15 protein-coding genes (1 of these 15 running past the window's edge) are annotated in these 17371 nt (G+C 71.6%); 11 read left to right on the forward strand and 4 right to left on the reverse strand.

Annotated features, from left to right (window positions below; genetic code table 11):
- The 7 genes from RM555_RS03420 to RM555_RS03450 all read left to right on the forward strand — a co-directional run.
- Positions 1-5362, forward strand: partial view of a non-ribosomal peptide synthase/polyketide synthase gene (locus RM555_RS03420; RefSeq protein WP_311410395.1) — the final stretch only. 18002 nt of this gene lie to the left of the window's left edge; the window shows 5362 of its 23364 coding nt (coding positions 18003-23364); its start codon lies beyond the left edge, outside the window; the stop codon is at positions 5360-5362.
- On the forward strand, positions 5362-6345 hold the full coding sequence (locus tag RM555_RS03425) for an ornithine carbamoyltransferase (protein WP_132238375.1): 984 nt from the start codon (positions 5362-5364) through the stop codon (positions 6343-6345). Before RM555_RS03420 ends, RM555_RS03425 begins: the two co-directional genes overlap by 1 nt.
- On the forward strand, positions 6342-7670 hold the full coding sequence (locus tag RM555_RS03430) for an MFS transporter (protein ID WP_311410396.1): 1329 nt from the start codon (positions 6342-6344) through the stop codon (positions 7668-7670). Before RM555_RS03425 ends, RM555_RS03430 begins: the two co-directional genes overlap by 4 nt.
- A gap of 56 nt (positions 7671-7726) precedes the next feature.
- On the forward strand, positions 7727-8662 hold the full coding sequence (locus RM555_RS03435; protein ID WP_132238371.1) for a TauD/TfdA family dioxygenase: 936 nt from the start codon (positions 7727-7729) through the stop codon (positions 8660-8662).
- Between the two features lie 25 nt (positions 8663-8687).
- Complete coding sequence (locus tag RM555_RS03440) at positions 8688-9494, forward strand: thioesterase II family protein (protein WP_311410397.1); 807 nt, start codon at positions 8688-8690, stop codon at positions 9492-9494.
- Between the two features lie 35 nt (positions 9495-9529).
- The gene (locus tag RM555_RS03445) at positions 9530-10708 is read left to right on the forward strand and encodes a class I SAM-dependent methyltransferase (RefSeq protein WP_311410398.1); all 1179 of its coding nucleotides are present in this window, start codon (positions 9530-9532) and stop codon (positions 10706-10708) included.
- A gap of 224 nt (positions 10709-10932) precedes the next feature.
- Positions 10933-11736, forward strand: coding sequence for an SGNH/GDSL hydrolase family protein (locus RM555_RS03450; RefSeq protein WP_311410399.1), 804 nt, complete (start codon positions 10933-10935; stop codon positions 11734-11736).
- A 698-nt stretch (positions 11737-12434) separates the two neighbouring features.
- Here RM555_RS03450 and RM555_RS03455 read toward each other — a convergent pair.
- Positions 12435-13238, reverse strand: coding sequence for an aminotransferase class IV family protein (locus RM555_RS03455; protein ID WP_311410400.1), 804 nt, complete (start codon positions 13236-13238; stop codon positions 12435-12437).
- Between the two features lie 26 nt (positions 13239-13264).
- On the opposite strand from RM555_RS03455, the gene RM555_RS03460 reads away from it, so the two are divergent.
- The 4 genes from RM555_RS03460 to RM555_RS03475 all read left to right on the forward strand — a co-directional run bounded on the left by RM555_RS03460 (position 13265) and on the right by RM555_RS03475 (position 15245).
- Positions 13265-13642 carry a MerR family transcriptional regulator gene (locus RM555_RS03460; protein ID WP_311410401.1) on the forward strand — a complete coding sequence of 126 codons (378 nt, stop codon included), beginning with the start codon at positions 13265-13267 and terminating at the stop codon, positions 13640-13642.
- 120 nt (positions 13643-13762) lie between these two features.
- Positions 13763-13984 carry a hypothetical protein gene (locus RM555_RS03465; protein ID WP_311410402.1) on the forward strand — a complete coding sequence of 74 codons (222 nt, stop codon included), beginning with the start codon at positions 13763-13765 and terminating at the stop codon, positions 13982-13984.
- Positions 13985-14080: 96 nt separating this feature from the next.
- Positions 14081-14278: a hypothetical protein gene (locus tag RM555_RS03470; RefSeq protein WP_311410403.1), complete on the forward strand. Its 198-nt coding sequence runs from the start codon at positions 14081-14083 to the stop codon at positions 14276-14278.
- Positions 14279-14684: 406 nt separating this feature from the next.
- Positions 14685-15245 (forward strand): hypothetical protein, encoded by a 561-nt coding sequence (locus RM555_RS03475; RefSeq protein WP_311410404.1) that lies wholly within the window; start codon positions 14685-14687, stop codon positions 15243-15245.
- A gap of 68 nt (positions 15246-15313) precedes the next feature.
- Here RM555_RS03475 and RM555_RS03480 read toward each other — a convergent pair whose 3' ends face one another.
- From RM555_RS03480 to RM555_RS03490, 3 genes are read right to left on the reverse strand one after another with little or no spacing between them, the layout of a single operon-like run.
- Positions 15314-16588, reverse strand: a complete 1275-nt coding sequence (locus RM555_RS03480) for a rod shape-determining protein MreC (RefSeq protein WP_311410405.1) — start codon at positions 16586-16588, stop codon at positions 15314-15316.
- Entirely contained in the window at positions 16581-17102 is a 522-nt protein-coding gene (locus RM555_RS03485) for a SigE family RNA polymerase sigma factor (protein ID WP_311410406.1), read from the reverse strand. The genes RM555_RS03480 and RM555_RS03485 overlap by 8 nt, the downstream gene beginning before the upstream one ends.
- A gap of 40 nt (positions 17103-17142) precedes the next feature.
- On the reverse strand, positions 17143-17310 hold the full coding sequence (locus RM555_RS03490) for an NUDIX domain-containing protein (protein ID WP_311410450.1): 168 nt from the start codon (positions 17308-17310) through the stop codon (positions 17143-17145).
- Positions 17311-17371 lie beyond the last annotated feature (61 nt).

Here is a 17371-nt window from a genome sequence, read left to right on the forward strand (position 1 = left end):
GGCGCTGCTGCACGGCAGCCGGCTGGTGGTGGTGCCCCGCGAGGTGGCCCGGGTGCCGCAGGACCTGCTGGACCTGCTGGTGAGCCAGCGGGTCACCATGCTGGCGCAGACCCCGACGGCGCTGCGCGGGCTGGTCCGGCTCGCCGCCGAGGACGCCCCCGGGATCCGGGAGCTGTCGCTGCGGGCGGTGGTGATCGCGGGGGAGAAGCTCGACTTCGCCGACCTCGCCCCGTGGGCGTCCCGCCTGGGGCTGGCCCGCACCGCGCTGGTCAACATGTACGGGATCACCGAGACCACCGTCTACTCCACCTACCACCGGATCACCCGGGCCGACCTCGCGCCGGGGGTGGGCAGCCGCATCGGCCGCCCGTTGTCCGGGGTGCGGATGTACGTGCTCGACCAGTACGGCCACCCGGCGCCCATCGGGGTGCCCGGCGAGGTGTACCTGGCCGGGCACGGGGTGGCCCGCGGCTACCTCAACCAGCCCGACCTGACCGCCCGGCGGTTCCTGCCCGACCCGTACGGCCCGGCGGGCAGCCGGATGTACCGCACCGGCGACCTGGCCAGCCGGCTGCCCGACGGCAGCGTGGAGTTCCTCGGCCGCCTCGACGACCAGGTGAAGCTGCGGGGCTACCGGATCGAGCCGGGCGAGATCGAGGCGGCGCTGACCGCGCTGCCCGGTGTCGCGGAGGCGGTCGTCGTGCTGCGCGCGGACGACCCGGCCGACCCCCGGCTGACCGCGTACCTGGTGGCCGGCGGCGGGGAGCCGCCGCAGGTCGCCGCGCTGCGCGAGCGGCTGGGGCGCAGCCTGCCGGAGTACATGGTGCCGTCGGCGTTCGTGCTGCTGGAGCAGTTGCCGCGCAACAACAGCGGCAAGTTGGACCGGCGGGCGCTGCCCGCCCCCACCGGCGCGACACTGGCGGGCCGGGACTTCGTCGCCCCGGCGGGTCCGCTGGAGGAGCGGGTGGCCGCCGTCTGGGCCGACGTGCTGGGCCTGCCGGCGGTCGGCGTCACCGACGGCTTCTTCGACCTCGGCGGGCACTCCATCACGGCGCTGGTGCTGGCCGGCACGATGCGCGCGGCCGGGCTGGACGTGACGGTCGCGGACATCTTCCGGCACCCGAGCGTCCGGGCGCTGGGCGAGGTGCTGGCGAGCCGGGACGCGCCGGTGCCGACCGACCGCCCCGTCGAGCCCTTCGAGCTGGTCGCCCCCGCCGACCTGCCGCTGCTGCCGGCCGGGCTGGACGACGCGTACCCGCTGTCGCGGGTGCAGCTGGGAATGCTGCTGGAGATGCTGGCCGACAACGGCCAGAACCACTACCACAACGTCGTCTCGTTCCTGATCCCCGACGACGAGCCGTTCGACCTGGCGACGCTGCGGACCGCCGTCGCCGAGGTGGTGGCCCGGCACGACGTGCTGCGTACGTCGGTGGACACGAGCGGCTACTCGGTGCCGATGCAGCTGGTGCACCGCACCGTGGACGTCCCGGTCCACACCCGCGACCTGCGCGGGCTGGCCGAGGCGGACCGGACGGCCCTGATGCGCCGGCTCGTCGGCGAGGAGTACGCCGAGCTGTTCGACGTCGAGCGGGCGCCGCTGCTGCGGTTCACCGTCTGCCTGGAGACCGACCGGAGCTGGCGGCTGGTGCTCACCATCTGCCACGTGATCATCGAGGGCTGGAGCCTGCACGCCCTGGTGATGGAGATCCTGGACCGGTACCACACCCGGCGGGCGGGCGCGGAGCCCGACGTCGCCGCCCCGCCCGGGGTGCGCTTCGCCGACTTCGTCGCCGGCGAGCTGCGCGCCCTGGACTCGGCGGCCGACCAGCGGTACTGGCAGGACGTGGTCGGGCGGCACCCGAGGTTCCTGCTCCCCGCCGCGTGGGCGCCGCCCGCGCCGGCCACCCGGGAGCCGTACACCGAGGTGGTGTCCTACGGGGACCTGGAGCCGCGGCTGCGGGCCCTGGCCTCGGCGGCCCGGGTCTCGCTCAAGGCGGTGCTGCACGCCGCGCACCTGAAGGTGCTCAGCCAGCTCACCGACGAGCCGACCTTCTACAGCGGACTGGTCTGCAACACCCGCCCCGACGTGGTGGGCAGCGAGCGGGTCTACGCCATGTCGCTGAACACCCTGCCGTTCCCGCACGACCGGACGGCGGGCAGCTGGCGGGAACTCGTCCAGCGGGTGCACGCCCGCGAGGCCGACCTGTGGCCGCACCGCCGCTACCCGGCGCCGGCCATCCGCACCCCCGGCCGGGGCGCCCGCCTCACCGACGTCTACTTCAGCTACCTCGACTTCACCGAGGTCGACGGCGGGCGCACCGCGCCCGTGGAGCGGATCGGCGCGAGCACCTCCGAGTTCGCGCTCGCCGTCGCCGCGGGTGCCGGCCGGCTCGAACTGAGCACCGACAGCCACGCCATGGGCCGGGCCGACGCCGCGCGGCTGGGCGGCATGTACCGGCTGGTGCTGGAGGCCATGGTGGCCGACCCCGACGGCGACCCTCGGGCGGCGTACCTGCCCGCCGGGGAACGCGACGACGTGCTGGTGGGCTGGAACGCCTCGGCCGCGCCCGGATGCGTCGACCTCGTCCCGGACCGGGTCGCGGCGCGGGCCGCCGCCACCCCCGACGCGGAGGCCGTCGACGGTACGACCTACGCCGAGCTGGACGCGGCGGCCAACCGGATCGGCCACCGCCTGCGCGGGGTGGGGATCGGCCCGGAGCGGGTCGTCGGGGTGCTGCTGGACCGGGGCGTCGACCTCGTCGCCGCCCTGCTCGGGGTGTGGCGGGCCGGCGGCGCGTACCTGCCGATCGACCCGGGGCACCCCGCCGAGCGGGTCGCCGCGATGCTCGCCGACGCCGGGGCGACGGTGGTGGTGACCTCGACCGGCCACGCCGACCGGCTCACCGGCGTCGAGCTGGTGCTGCTCGACCGCGACGCCGAGCGGATCGCCGCGCTGCCCGCCGACCCGCCGCCCGGCCGCCCCGACCCGGACCACCTCGCGTACGTCATCTTCACCTCCGGCTCGACCGGCCGGCCGAACGGCGTGCAGATCAGCCACGGCAGCCTCGCCAACTATCTCGGCTGGGCGGCCGAGGAGCTGATCGGGGACCGCACCGGCGGCGCCGCGCTCTTCTCGTCGGTCGCGTACGACATGGTGGTGACCAGCATCTGGGCGCCGCTGGTCACCGGTCAGCGGCTGTGGCTGCTGCCGCCCGACGCCGGCCTGGACGAGCTGGGCCCGAGGCTGGCCGCCGCCGGCCCGTTCAGCTTCGTCAAGCTGACCCCCGGCCACCTCGACCTGCTGACCCGCCAGCTCGACGCGGAGCAGGCGGCGGCCCTGACCCCGCTGCTGGTCCTGGGCGGCGAGGCGCTGACCCGGCAGGTCTGCGACCGCTGGCACGCGCTCGCGCCGGGCAGCGTGCTGCTCAACGAGTACGGGCCCACCGAGGCGACCGTGGCCGTCAGCCGGTACCCGGTCACCGGGCCGCTGCCGGCCGACGTCGCGCCGATCGGCCGGCCGATGGCCGGGATGCGCACGTACGTCCTCGACGCCGACCTGCAACCGGTGCCGGTGGGCGTGGTCGGCCACGTCCACCTCGGCGGCCCCGGCCTGGCCCGGGGCTACGCCGGCCGGCCGGACCTGACCGCCGACCGGTTCGTGCCCGATCCGTTCGCCGCGGACGGCGGGCGGCTGTACCGGACCGGCGACCTGGGGCGCTGGCTGCCGGACGGGCAGCTCGACCTGCTCGGCCGGGTCGACGACCAGGTGAAGATCCGAGGCCACCGGGTGGAGCCCGGCGAGGTCAGGGCGGTGCTGGTGGCGCATCCGGGCGTGCGGGACGCGGTGGTGACCGTCGAGTCGACGGGCGCCGGCGGACCCCGCCTGGTGGCCTACCACGTCGGCGACGCGCCGGACCTGGCCGCGCACTGTGCCCGATGGCTGCCGAGCCACCTGGTCCCGAGCGTCTTCGTCCCGGTGCCGGCCATCCCGCTCAACGCCAACGGCAAGGTCGACCGTCGGGCGCTGCCCCCGGTGGACCTGGCCGCGGCGGCCGACCACACCCCGCCCCGCCCCGGTCTGGAAAAGCTGATCGCCGACATCTGGGCCGGGGCCCTGGAGATCGACCGGGTGGGCCGGCACGACCGCTTCTTCGCCCTGGGCGGGCACTCGCTGCTGGTCGTACCGGTGGTCACGGCGGCCCGGCAGGCCGGAGTTCCGCTGACGCTGCGGGCGGCGATGCTCGACCGGACCCTGGCCGAGCTGGCCGCCTCGCTCGCCCCGACCGGGGCGGCGGCGTCCGTCGAAGCGGCAGATCCGGCGGTACGCGCCGGCGTGGCGCGGGCCGTGCCGGTGCTGCCGGCCGTCGAGCCGCTGCTCGCCGCCCACCGGGTGCCCGGCGCCTCGCTGGCCCTGCTCGCCGACGGCGAGGTGGTGGAGGTCCGCGCCGCCGGGCACCGCGCGGCCGGCGGCGGCTCCCCGGTGACCCCGGCGACCATCTTCCAGGTCGGCTCGGTCAGCAAGCTGGTCACCGCGGTGGGCGCGCTGGTCCTACTCGGGCGGGGGCAGCTCCAGCTCGACACGGACGTCAACGCGTACCTGAAGGGCTGGCAGCTGCCGGCCGAGCGGCCGGTGAGCCTGCGGCAGTTGCTCTCCCACGTCGCCGGGCTGACCCCGACGGGCAGCACCGGACACCCGCGTGGCGGCCCCGTGCCGAGCCTGTCGGACGTGCTGCACGGCCGGGGCGTGCCCACCGGTCCGGTCCGGGCGCTCGACGCGCCCGACGCGGTGGCCGTGGAGCGCAACAGCCACTTCGTGGTGGTGCAGCAGCTCATGGAGGACGTCACCGCGACGCCCTTCGCCGACCTGATGGCCGAACTGGTCTTCGGACCGGCGGGGATGACCGGCAGCAGCTTCGACCAGAGCTTCCCGGAGACGTCCGGCCGGCCGGTGGCCGTCGGGCACGACGAGCGGGGCGAGCCGCTCCCGGGCGGCTGGCAGGTGCGTACGGACCTGGCGGCGGCCGGCCTCTGGACCACCGCCACCGACCTGGCCCAGCTCGTCAGGGAGATCCACCTCGCGTACCGGGGCGACCCGGCCCTGCTGAGCCGGGAGCTGGCGGTGGCGCAACTGACCACCGGAACGGGCGGCGTCTTCGGACTCGGCTGCATGGTGGACCGCATCGACGGGCCCGCCGGGGTACGGGTGGAGTTCACCCACCGGGGCCGCATCCCCGGCTACCAGGCGCTCACCGCCGGCCGGGTGCCCGACGGCTCCGGGCTGGTGGTGCTGACCAACGGCGACCAGGGCCACGGGGTCGTGTCGCGGCTGGCGTCCGACATCGCACTGACGGAGGAAATGTGATGACGACCGTACCGAGCATCCTTGCCACGGTCACCGACCCACCGACCCGGCAGGTGCGGCACCTGGTGTCGATCCGCGACCTGACCGACGACGACCTCTACTCGATCGTGGCCCGGGGGGCGAGGTTCGCCGCCGGCGAGTCCGCCAGCCCGCTGGCCGACCGGGTGGTCGGCACCTACTTCGTGAAGACCTCGACCCGGACCCGGACCGCGTTCACCGTGGCCGCGCTGCGGCTCGGCGCGAAGACGATCCAGTACGGGCCGAACGACCTCCAGGTCAACACCGGGGAGTCCAGCGAGGACACCGGCCGGGTGCTGTCGGGCATGCTCGACGTGTTGGTGGCGCGGACCGCCGCCGACCCGGGGGAGATGCGCGACTGGTCGCGCCAGCACCGGATGGCCGTGATCAACGCGATGAGCGCCGAGGAGCACCCGACGCAGGCGCTGGCCGACCTGACCACCCTGCTTCGGCGCTTCGGCCGCATCGAACACCTGCGGCTGCTCTACCTGGGCGAGGCGAACAACACCGCGACCGCACTGGCCCTGGCACTGACCCGCTTCCCCGGCGTCGAGCTGGAGCTGCGCACGCCGGCGGGGTACGGGCTGCCGGCGGAGATCGCGGCGGTCGCGCGGGAGCAGGCCCAGCGCTGCGGCGCCCACCTCGTCGAACGGCACCACATGGACGACCTGCCGGGTGACCTGGACGCCATCTACACCACCCGCTGGCAGACCACCGGCACCAGCAAGCCCGACCCCGACTGGCGGACGCGCTTCGCCCCGTTCCAGGTGGACCGGGAGCTGTGGCGGCGCAGCCCGCACGCGGTCTTCATGCACGACCTCCCTGCGCACCGGGGAGAGGAGGTGACCGCCGAGGTCCTGGACGGGCCGGCCAGCATCGCCTTCCAGCAGGCGGAGAACAAGCTCTACAGCGCGATGGCCGTGCTCGACTGGTGCCGGGCCACCCCCGCCGGGTCCGCGTCGTGAGCGCGGTCGGGCACCCGGCGGCCACGTCCCGGCAGCCGGGGCGCCTGACCGGCAACCGCGACTTCCTGCTGCTCTGGGTCGGCTCCGGGGTCTCCGCGCTGGGCTCCCGGGCCACCTCGATCAGCTACACCCTGCTGGTCTTCTGGTCGACCGGTTCGGCCACGGCGGCCAGCCTGGTCACCTTCGCCGCGCTGCTGCCCAACCTGGTGACCCAGTTGCCGGCCGGCGCGCTGGTCGACCGCTGGGACCGGCGCCGCACGATGGTCCTCTGCAACGTCGGGCGGATCGTCGCGATCGGCAGCGTCGCGGTCGCGGTCGCCCGGGACTCGGTGTGGCTGCCGCACCTGATGGCGGTCGCGTTCGTGGAGGCCAGCCTGGGCATCTGCTACGCCCTGGCCGAACGCGCCGCCGTGTTCAACGTCGTCCCGGCCGAGCGGTACGGCGCCGCGACGGCGGCCAACGAGTCGCGGGCCAACGCGGCCAGCATCCTCGGCCAGCCGGCCGGCGCCGGGCTGTACGCGCTGACCCGCTGGGCGCCGTTCGGCTTCGCCGTGCTGATGCACGTGATCTCGCTGGTCACTCTGCTGTTCGTGCGGCGGGACCTGCAGGCGCCGAAGGCGCGCGCGGACGAGCCCGGTGGCCTGCTGACCCGGGTGCGGGAGGGCTTCGTCTTCGTCTGGGGCCAGCTCTACCTGCGCCGCGCCCTCGGCCTCTTCGCGGCGAGCAACATCCTGTTCCAGGTGCTGGGCCTGGGCCTCGTGGTGATCGTCAAGAACCTGGGCGGCTCGTCAGCCACGGTCGGGATGCTGCTGATGGTGAACAGCGTCTTCGGCATGGCCGGCGCGATGACCAGCAACTTCTACCTGAGTCGCTGGGGGATCCGCCGGATCATCATGGGGGTCAACATCGCCTGGGCGGTGCTGATGCCGCTGCTCGCGCTGGCACCGGGACTCGCGCTGGCACCGGGACTCGTCGTCCTCGGCGCGATCTTCGCGTTGATCCACTACGGCGCCGGCATCAGCAACGTGGCCGGCATGTTGTACGTGCTCCAGAGCGCACCTGACCACCTGCGCGGGCGGGCCGGATCGATCGTCATGCTGCTCAGCTCGGGAGCCAACTCGCTGGGGGCGCTGTTCGCGGGCTTCCTGCTCGACTCGACGAGCATCACCCAGGCCATGCTGATCGTGGGCGGGGCGATGGGGGTGATCGCGGTGCTCGCGGTGCTCGGCTTCGGCGGTCGGGCCCGGGCCGAGGCGGAACGGGCGGAGGCCGCCGAGCGGGCGGGCCGCGCGACCCGGGACGGTGGCGATATGGACGGAATATAGCGGAGCGGCAGAGCCTGGGAGGGATCGCACAGCTTGGGACGGTGAGGAGCCCCGGAATGAACGAGCACGCGAGCTGGAAGCCGTTGGAGATCACCCCGGAGAGCGCCGGCTGCGCGCCGAGCGCCGAGGGACTGGTCGGCCACCTGCGCGAGCTGGACCTGGCGGAGGTGCTCACGGCCGAGAAGGCGCTCGTCTTCCGTGGCTTCGGGGTGCGGCCGGAGACCCTGGACCCGGTGATGGACCTGCTGCTGCCGAGGCGACTGGCGTACGTGCACGGCAACTCGCCCCGCACCAAGGTGGGCCGCAACGTCTACACGTCCACCGAGTACCCGTCCCGGTACACCATCTCCATGCACAACGAGCTGTCGTACGCGGCGCAGTGGCCGGCCCGGCTGCTCTTCTTCTGCCAGATCGCCGCCGAGACCGGCGGCGCCACCCCCGTTGTCGACGCCGAGCTGTGGCTCGACTCCCTGGACCCGCAGCTGCGCGCCGACTTCGCCGGTGGGCTGCGCTACCAGCAGAACCTGCACGACGGGATGGGGCTGGGCAAGAGCTGGCGGGAGACTTTCGAGACCGACAGCCGCGACGAGGTCGAGGAGTTCCTCGCCGGTGCCGGCGCCACCTGGGAGTGGACCGCCGACGGACTGCGCGTGGTCCAGCTGCGGGAGTCCACCCTGCGGCATCCGGTCACCGGGGCCGAGGTGTGGTTCAACCAGGCCGACCAGTGGCACCCGGCCGGCCTGGACGACGACATCGCCAGGGTGATGACCCAGGTGATGGGCCCGGACGAGTTGCCCCAGTCGGTGACCTTCGCCGACGGCTCCCCGATCCCCGACGAGTACGTCACCCAGATCCGCGACCGGGGCCTGGAGGCGGCGGTCGACGTCGACTGGCGGGTCGGCGACCTGCTGCTGATCGACAACGTGCTCACCGCGCACGGCCGGCGCCCGTACACGGGCGACCGCCGGGTGCTGGTGGCGATGTCGGACTGAGCGGCGCGACCGGGAAGTGCCCCAGATGTCCCTGTCCCGCCCGACCGGCGGCGATCCCTGGCTGCGGGTGTTCCGGGGCGGCGCGCACGCGGGCCTGCGGTTGGTCTGCCTGCCGCACGCCGGCGGCTCGGCCGGGTTCTTCCAGACCTGGGCGGCGCGGCTGCCGGACCCCGTCGACGTGCTCGCCGTCCGCTACCCGGGCCGGCAGGACCGGCTCTCCGAGCCGTGCGTCGACCGGATGGACGTGCTCGCCGACCGGGTCACCGAGGCGCTCACCGGGTACCTGGACCGTCCCCTCGCCCTGTTCGGCCACAGCATGGGCGCCTCGGTCGCCTACGAGGTGGCCGTCCGGCTGGAGGAGCGGTTCGGCGTCGTGCCGGAGTTCCTGTTCGTCTCGGGGCACGGGGCACCGCACGTCACCCGGATCGACCAGCACCCCGACCACCTCGACGACGAGGAGTTCCTCGTCCGGATCGCCGCGCTCGGCGAGGTGGATCCGGTGGTCTTCCGCTCGTCGAAGCTGCGGGAGCTGGTCGTACCGGCACTCCGGGCCGACCTGCGGCTGATCCACGGCTACCTGCCGCGCGCGCCGCGGACCGTGTCCGCGCCGATCACGGCGTACCTCGGCACGGGGGATCCGGCCTGCGACCGGGAGTCGGTCTCCGCCTGGGCGGAGCTGACCACCGGCGGCTTCCGGCTGCGGGCGTTCCCCGGCGACCACTTCTATCTCGTGCCGGCGCGGGCGGAGTTGCTCGCGGACCTGACCGCGCAGCTCGCCGGCCGGCCGACCGTATCCCGTGCCGCGGCATCCGTGGCCGCGCACCTGACCTGACCGGCACCGCCGGATTCGCACCTGGAGGGCGCATCGTGACCGCACCGGACGTCGAGGCGACGCCGCAGCCGCTCGTGGACGTGGACCAGGAACGCCACGCGCGGTTCCGTACCTCCTTCGAGGCGGTGACGGACTTCGGGCGGCGGCTGCTGGCGGCCCGGTTGGCCGCCGCGGGCGTCCTGCCCGCCCCCGGGGCCGTCGCCGGCCGGGAGGAGATCCTGGCCCGGCTCGCGGTGGCTCCCGGCTACCAGCGGCTCGGCGACGCCCTGCTCGACCTGCTGGCGGACGCCGGCCTGCTGCGTTGGCAGGGCGACGGGCTCGCCGTGACCGGACGGGTCGCCGAGGCGGCCGGGTTCGCCGAGGACGACGCGGTCGACGCGGCGGCGGCGACGCTGCGCCGGGAGCACCCGGAGGCCGCCGGATACGTGCCGCTGCTGGTCGCCTGCCAGACGCAGCTCGTCGAGGTGGTGCGGGGCGACCGGCCGGCCAACGAGGTGCTCTTCCCGGGCGGCTCCGCCGACCTGGTCTCCGCGATCTACCGGGACAACGTCCAGCTGGACTTCTACAACCGGCTCTGCGCGGCGCGGGTGCGGGAGCACGTCCGGCAGTTCCTGCGGCGCTATCCGCGGTCCTACGCCCACGTCATGGAGGTGGGCGCGGGGACCGGTGGCACCAGCGGCCCGGTGCTCGACGCCCTGACGGACCGGACGGAGCGGCTGCGGTACTTCTACACCGACGTGGGGCCCGCGTTCCTGCGGCTGGGACGGCAGCGCTTCGGCGTCGACCGCCCCCACGTCGACTTCGCCCGCTACAACGTGGAGGGCGCACCCGAGGACCAGGGCTTCGAACCCGGCTCGATGGACGTCGTGCTGGCCAGCAACGTCCTGCACGCCACCCTGCGGATCTCCGCCGCGCTGCGGCACTGCCACGCGCTGCTCAAGCCGGGCGGCATCCTGGTGGTCAACGAGATGACCAGCCGCCTCGACTACAACACGCTGACCTTCGGCCTGGCCGAGGGCTGGTGGCGGCACGCGGAGGACGAGCCGCGGGTGCCGGCGTCCCCGCTGCTGGACGTGGCGGGCTGGCGGGCCGCCCTGGGCCGGGCCGGCTTCGTCGACGTGCGGGCGCACGCCGTGCCCGGGCTCGACGCCGCCGATCAGGTGCAGACCATGTTCGTGGCGACGGCCACCGGTGGGGGCGGCGCGTCCCGCTGAGGTCCCGCTCCCTCCGCGTACGCCCCGACCGGGGTCGCGACTCGCGGCACCCCGCGGCCGGGACCCCGGTCGGGGCGTACGCGACCCCTGTGCAGCAACGGTTTCGGCGCCTGAACCCGGTAGGTCTCTACCGGCACCCCTATATGTTCCGGCAAGATCTTTCGTTCACGAATATTCGGTGATATCAATCTCGCACTCGATTCCTCTACCCCCGGAGTTGCGACGTGCGGAGAACCCGTCTCGTTTCCCTCGCCCTGAGCCTGGCCACGGCTTTCGGCGTCAGCCTCACCATGGCAGCCCCCGCCCAGGCCGCCGCCACCGACCGCTACGTGGCGCTCGGTGACTCGTACGCCTCGGGCGTGGGCGCCGGCAGCTACACGAGCGAGAGCGGTTCCTGCCAGCGCAGCACCAACGCCTACCCGGCGCTGTACGCGGCCAACATCAAGCCCGCGTCGTACCGCTCGGTCGCCTGCTCCGGTGCCACCACCACCAGCGTGATCAACACCCAGCTGTCGGCGCTCAGCTCGACCACCACGCTGGTCAGCGTGACGGTCGGCGGCAACGACGTCGGCTTCGCCAACATCATGTCCACCTGCGTGCTCCAGGGCACCACGCAGTGCGTGGCCGCCGTGCAGGCCGCCCAGGACAAGGCCCGGGCCCAGCTGCCCGGCCTGCTGCGCAACGTCTACAACGGCATCAAGACCCGGGCGCCGAACGCCCGCGTGGTGGTCGTCGGCTACCCGGTCTTCTACCAGCTCGGCACGGTCTGCGCCGGCCTGAGCGCCACCTCGCGGACGAAGATCAACGAGGGCATCAACCTGGTGGACGACATCACCCGCAGCGCCGCCGTCGCCGCCGGCTTCAAGTTCGCCGACGTGCGCGCGCAGTTCGTCGGGCACCAGCTGTGCAGCTACGGCACGAAGTGGCTGCACGCCCTCAACTTCGCCTCCCTGGGCGTCTCGTACCACCCGACCGCGGCCGGCCAGTCCGGCGGTTACTACCCGGTCTTCCGCTCCGTCGCGGGCTGACCGACGCGCTCCGTCCGGACGCTCCCGGTCCCGCCCCCTCGGGGCCGGGAGCGCCCAGGACGGGAGGACGGGGCACGATCGCCCGCGCGGGCGACCGTGCCCCGGCCGACCCACCCGGTCGGCGCCCCAGCGCTGCTGCAGCTTGCGGCCGACAGCATCGAGTTGGGCGCCGGTAGTGAACACGTCGTCGACACTAGGGCCTGTTTCATAAGGGCGGTCGAGCCGAGGCGGAGTTCGGGCGGTGATCCGGCAATGCGCGGTTTCGTCCGGATACCGGTGTTGTATCCGGACGAAACCGCAACGCCGCCGGTCGTCGTCCGGGCCCGCCGCAGGCCGGCCAGTTCTTATGAAACAGGCCCTAGCAGTACCCGGGCGCCGGCCAGCTCGTCGCGGATCCCGCGGCGGGCCCGCACGGCAGCGGCATGTCGCCGCGCGGCGTCCTGTTTCGCTGCGAGGTCGCTGCCGGCGGAACGCGGTGTCGGCCGGACCTTGACCAGTCCGCGCGGGTGGATCGGCCACCGCTGCTCATCGTCCGCGTCCGCCGCGGCCGCCAGCATCAGCTCCACGTGGGGGTACGGCTGCCGCTCACGGTACGACGGGTTGGGCAAGATCGGGTCGTTGCGGCCAGCCCAACCCGGATGGCCGGCGGTCACGAGCGGGTGACCGCCCACGCCGTTACACCACGGCGCTCTCGACGATCACAGGGCGACCGCAGGCTCTTCGGCATAGGCAGCGTTCAGAATGCGCAGGAATTCCTGGTTTTGAACGAGCGGCTCGTCGCCGAGTCGCGCGACCGCGATGCCCGGCGTCCACGAGTTCATCACCGCGGCCGCGAGACGCCCGCCGAGCTCGCCGCGCCTGACCTCCTGCGTCCGTTGAGGGACTCTTAGTGCGTCGAGTCGGCGCGTCAGGATCTGCATCGTGACGCCGGGGAGGACCTCGGCGCACGGCCAGATGACGGCCTCTCCGTCCCAGAAGGCGAGGTTCCAGATGGTGGCCTCGCTCAGCCGACCCGATCGGTCGGCGAACGCGGCGTCGTCGAAGCCCCGGGCGCTCGCGCGCCTGAGCAGCAGTGTCTTGGACACCTCGCCGACGTGCTTGACGCGGGGGAGATGCCGCTCGTGCACGACGACGTCGAGCGAGAGAGGTCCGGACGGCGCAGTCGCGGGATCGGTGACCTTCACCAGCACGTCGAGGTCAACGTCGTCCCCAGCGGGGGCGAACTCTCCCGGCCGCGAGGAGACGAAGCATGTCAGCGACGCGTCCGGGGGAGCGGCCGCCAGAGCGCTGCGCATCTGCTCGAGGATCGTCTCGTCAGCCAGGTGGCGGCCGAAGAGCTCGTCGCTGGCTTCCCGGAGACGGGCCAGGTGCAGGTCCAGCCCCCGCACACGATGGTCCCGGACCTGCATCGCGGTGAAGTGGGCGAACCCGGCGAAGGCCAGTGGCGCGAGGTCCGCTGCCTCGGCCGCCCTACCATTGAACAGAGTGATCGATGTGGTCATGCAAGCGACCGTAGGAGTTGACACCAGTGGCAGGGGCAAGCGGCGCGACCCAGGGAACGGCGCTGCGGACCGGCGATGTCGCGGCTCTCACGTCGGCCACGCCGCGGATGCTGCGTCACTACGAGAACCAGGGCCTCATCGCCGCGGAGCGCTCGTCCGCCGGCCAGCGCCTGTTCGACCCGTCCGTCGTCGAGCAGGTCCGTTCCATCCGGTGGCTGCTCGGCGCAGGGTTGCCCGTGGAGGCTATCCGTGAGCTCCTCGACTGCATCCACGACACCGACCGCCTCGAACCGTGCGCAGTTCCGCTGCTCGTGGAGCATCTCCAGGCGTACGACGGCCGCATCGCTGAGCTCACGACGACGAGGGACGCGCTACAGGGGCTCATCGACGCGTCGAACGGGTGATGATCGACCATCTGCGTCCCTGATGGCGGCTTGGATCACCGCCGACACGACGTCGTTTCACGTATCAGCGCACGAGCCTCCGCCGATACTTGGATCCGGCGCACCGCCAAAGTGGTGCAGATGCACCTGATCGAGGACCACACCCGTCAACAGGATGCGCCCGACGCTTCATTGATGGACTCCGCCGAAGACCTGCACTGGGCGGTCATGCCGTACGCGGACCCCGAACTGTTCGCGGACGTCGTCGCCAGGCACCCACCGAGCGGAGGCGAGTCATCCGGCCGCAGGGCTCGCGGGATCCTCTCGCTTCTTGGACAAGATCGGATACGGATCCCAACGTGATTGCGGTCGCCGCAAACCACTGCGACCATCGCAATAGAATTGCGCAGAGTTCGAGTAGATCGAGCGGTCGCTTGCCGAGGACGGGCAGGCAACGGCTTGAGCACGCCGGCCTGCCTCTGCCCGATCCGCTGGCGGCACCTCTACGCCATGATCGACGGCATCCGCTACGAGATGGAACCAAGCTCCGTCGACACCGCGACCAGTCTGCTGTTCCGGGCCTGGTGCACCTGCTGCGGTATCGAGTACACCCATCCGTTTCGCCTCAGCGCCACGCGTCACCAGGCGGCGGTCTGATCAGGTGACGTGGGCCAGCTACGCAAGCGCGGACCTAAGCGTTGTTTTTGGTCCGGAAACTACGGGCGACCCCTTCCAACAGCCGAACGGGTCGATGAAACCGGGCAGGTCGACCTCAACGCGTGCCAGCCGACTGTCGAGTTGTTCGCGCAGGCCTCCCTCGCGTTGGCACGTTTGCCAGAGCCGCTTCCCGAACCACCCCCTCACGTAGAGACTCCTGGCGATACCACATGCCCTCCGGGCGCGTTGACCCAATACTGGTGAGAAGTCGCACAAAGATAGACCGTGACCGTTCTTGTAGTGAAGGCCCGATTAATGACAGGGTCGGGTTGTCACATAAACCGCACGGGAGGATCACAGAGTGTCACACTCGCTGGTGAAGCGGTCTCTTGGAACCATCGCTGCCGTGACCACAGGATTGCTGCTGATGGCTGCTCCGGCCCAAGCGGCACCTAAAACCGAAGCGACCGGCGGCGAGCCGGCGAAAATGACGGTTAGTGCCGCCGAGATCGAGGCGAACAATGCCGCCGTGTGGGCGTCGCTGCCGCCGAACGTGACCATGAAGGTTGTCGGGAAGATGCCCAAGCTTCAGGGCCCGATCGACCACTACACCCAGAACGGCCCTACGGTCACGACGGGGGCGATTCCTTTCGCGGTGTCCACAATTCCATTCTCCTTCACCTTCGATGGAGTGTGGAGCATGGACGGCCGAGACTTCAAGTCCACGCAGACGAGTTTCTGTAAGGACATCAAAGCCACGTGGGATTACCCCCAGGGGTCGCACCATCAGTTCAAGGTCAGCCTTTCGGCGGGTGGGACCATCACCGTTCCCACTGACGGCGTAACGCGCACCTGGTGCTGGTCGAGCGTTCCGACGAACACAACGATGCACTTCACCTACTTCTCTACGGGTAACTCCGCCGGTGACATCGCAAAGGCTTCCGGCAGCGGCTCGGTCCACTACTGACCTGTCGACCTGTTGAGGATGCGCGGAGGCGACTCGCCTCCGCGCATCCTCACATGGTCGGGTCGCCGTCAGGGGGCGGACGGCGTCATGATCGACAATCTGGTCAGGTTGGCAAGGTCGGCTGTCGGCGTAAGCTCCACCGTGGTCGCGCCTGCCGCCTTGTCCGCAGACGCTCGCCCGATCGTGACAGCGCCAACCTGACTGCTCTGCTGAGACGGATCCGGCATCAAGACACGGTTGGTCTGGTAAACCTCACCGTCTGCGGGAACGCCTTCCATGACCAGCTTTCCGCCGGTGCCGCGTACGGAACCCGGAACATTACTGATGTTCGTGTACACCTGGCCGGTGAATCCGGTGCTGGTGATGAGGTCGACAGTGGCTTCGCCGCGGACGGCATCGACTGCCGTTACGCGTCCCACCAAACCTTCGGCGACCACGGCTAGTTGCCCCCGCCGGACTCCCTGATCCTTCGGGAACGCCACGACTATCTGTTGGCCGCTCCTGCGGAGCACCTCAGCGGGTACGGCCCGCGCGTCGCCGTCCACACCGTCCTCACCAGGCACCTCGAACACCTTCGTGAGGCTGGCGAACGGTCGCTTCGGCTTGATGAACCCCGCGATCGTCGTCGTCTGCGCGGTCGCAGCGATCGGGAGTTCTTTTAAGATAAGGCGACTGGTGGGTCCGTCTGGCTCTTGTATCATTTCATTATCGACTGCGGTACTCGACACCCGCACCGCTGTCACGCCCGGCATGGCGATGGCGATGGCATAGGTGCCCCAGGGGTCATTACTAACCTCGCCGACGGCTCCAGACAACCGTGGACTGACCAGACTTATCACCTGAGTCTTCACCGGGTCGGGCGCCGGCCGATCAACCCTCATCCGCAAGGCGTCCGCCGCACCAAGATCACCGGTGAAGAACGCCAACCGCGCGTCGCCCTGCTTGTCGTATCCCTGCAGCACGACCACCGTCGACCGTAGGCGTTGATGGCGCGTCGCGACAAGGGCCCGAACATCAGTGTGCGGACCTGCCGAGTTGGTGCGGTCCCAGACGCTGGTGGCCTCACGCACCAGGCCAGCGTCCACGTCTCCCACCGGGGACCAGCCCAGAAACGGGCCATCCGGCGGCGGTGCGGCCAGTTGCGGTGCGGGCCCGAATCCGACAACCCGAAACATCGTGACCAGCACCGCCACGCACACGGCGGCTGCGGCTGCGGCGGCGATACGCCGCCGCCCGCGACGCCGCTCTGCCCGCCGCATGATCCTGCCTTCATAGCCCTCGGCCGGTACCACCGACTCGGCCAGATCCGCCAGGCCGTCACGCAACTTGGTCGTGTTATGCATAGCGCACCTCTTCATCAGCAACAGCGTCGGCCTCAACCCACTGCTTACGCAGAGTCCGCAGACCCCTTGATGAAAGACTCTTGACCGTGCCGACCGAACAACCCAGGACGTGCGCCGTGTCCTGCTCGGACAGGTCCTCGTAGAAGCGCAGTACGACGGCGGCACGCTGTCGTGCCGGCAGCCCGTCCAACGCCCGGCGAAGCAGGTCCCGCTGTTCCACCCCCACGTACTCGTCGCGTGCCTGACTCTCCACCAGCCGGCCCAAGGGCTGTTCCCACCAGGATCGGCGCCGCCTCCAGGTCACGAAGGTGTTGACCAGAATGCGCCGGACGTAGTGATCGACGCCTTCCGACCGTTGCAGTCGAGGCCACGCCACAACCGTCTTGGCCAACGTCGTCTGGACCAGATCCTCGGCCTTCCCTCGGTCTCCGCACAGCAGGAAGGCGGTCCGGAGCAGCGCTCCGTACCGCGCCCGCACAAAGGCCGTCACCTCCTTGTCCTCGCGATCATGCATCAGCCACCCGCACCCTCAGCTTCGATCTCACGGCCACTACTTACGCTCTCGACCCCAGCAAACGTTGCCGTGACTCCGGGACTTTTTGACGATCGATTGTCTCGACCCGCGGGTCGGTGCAGGTGACGACCAGCCCGGTTTCCTCGGTCAGCTCCCGGGCCGCCGCGTCGGCCGCGGTCTCGCCCGGCTCGACGTTGCCGCCGGGCAGGGCCCACCCGCCGCCGTCGCGGCGCTTCGATCATGACGATCCACCGGCCGCCGGTGGTGTC

Origin of the sequence: Micromonospora reichwaldensis, from assembly GCF_031845925.1 — a bacterium.
Lineage (GTDB): Bacteria > Actinomycetota > Actinomycetes > Mycobacteriales > Micromonosporaceae > Micromonospora > Micromonospora reichwaldensis.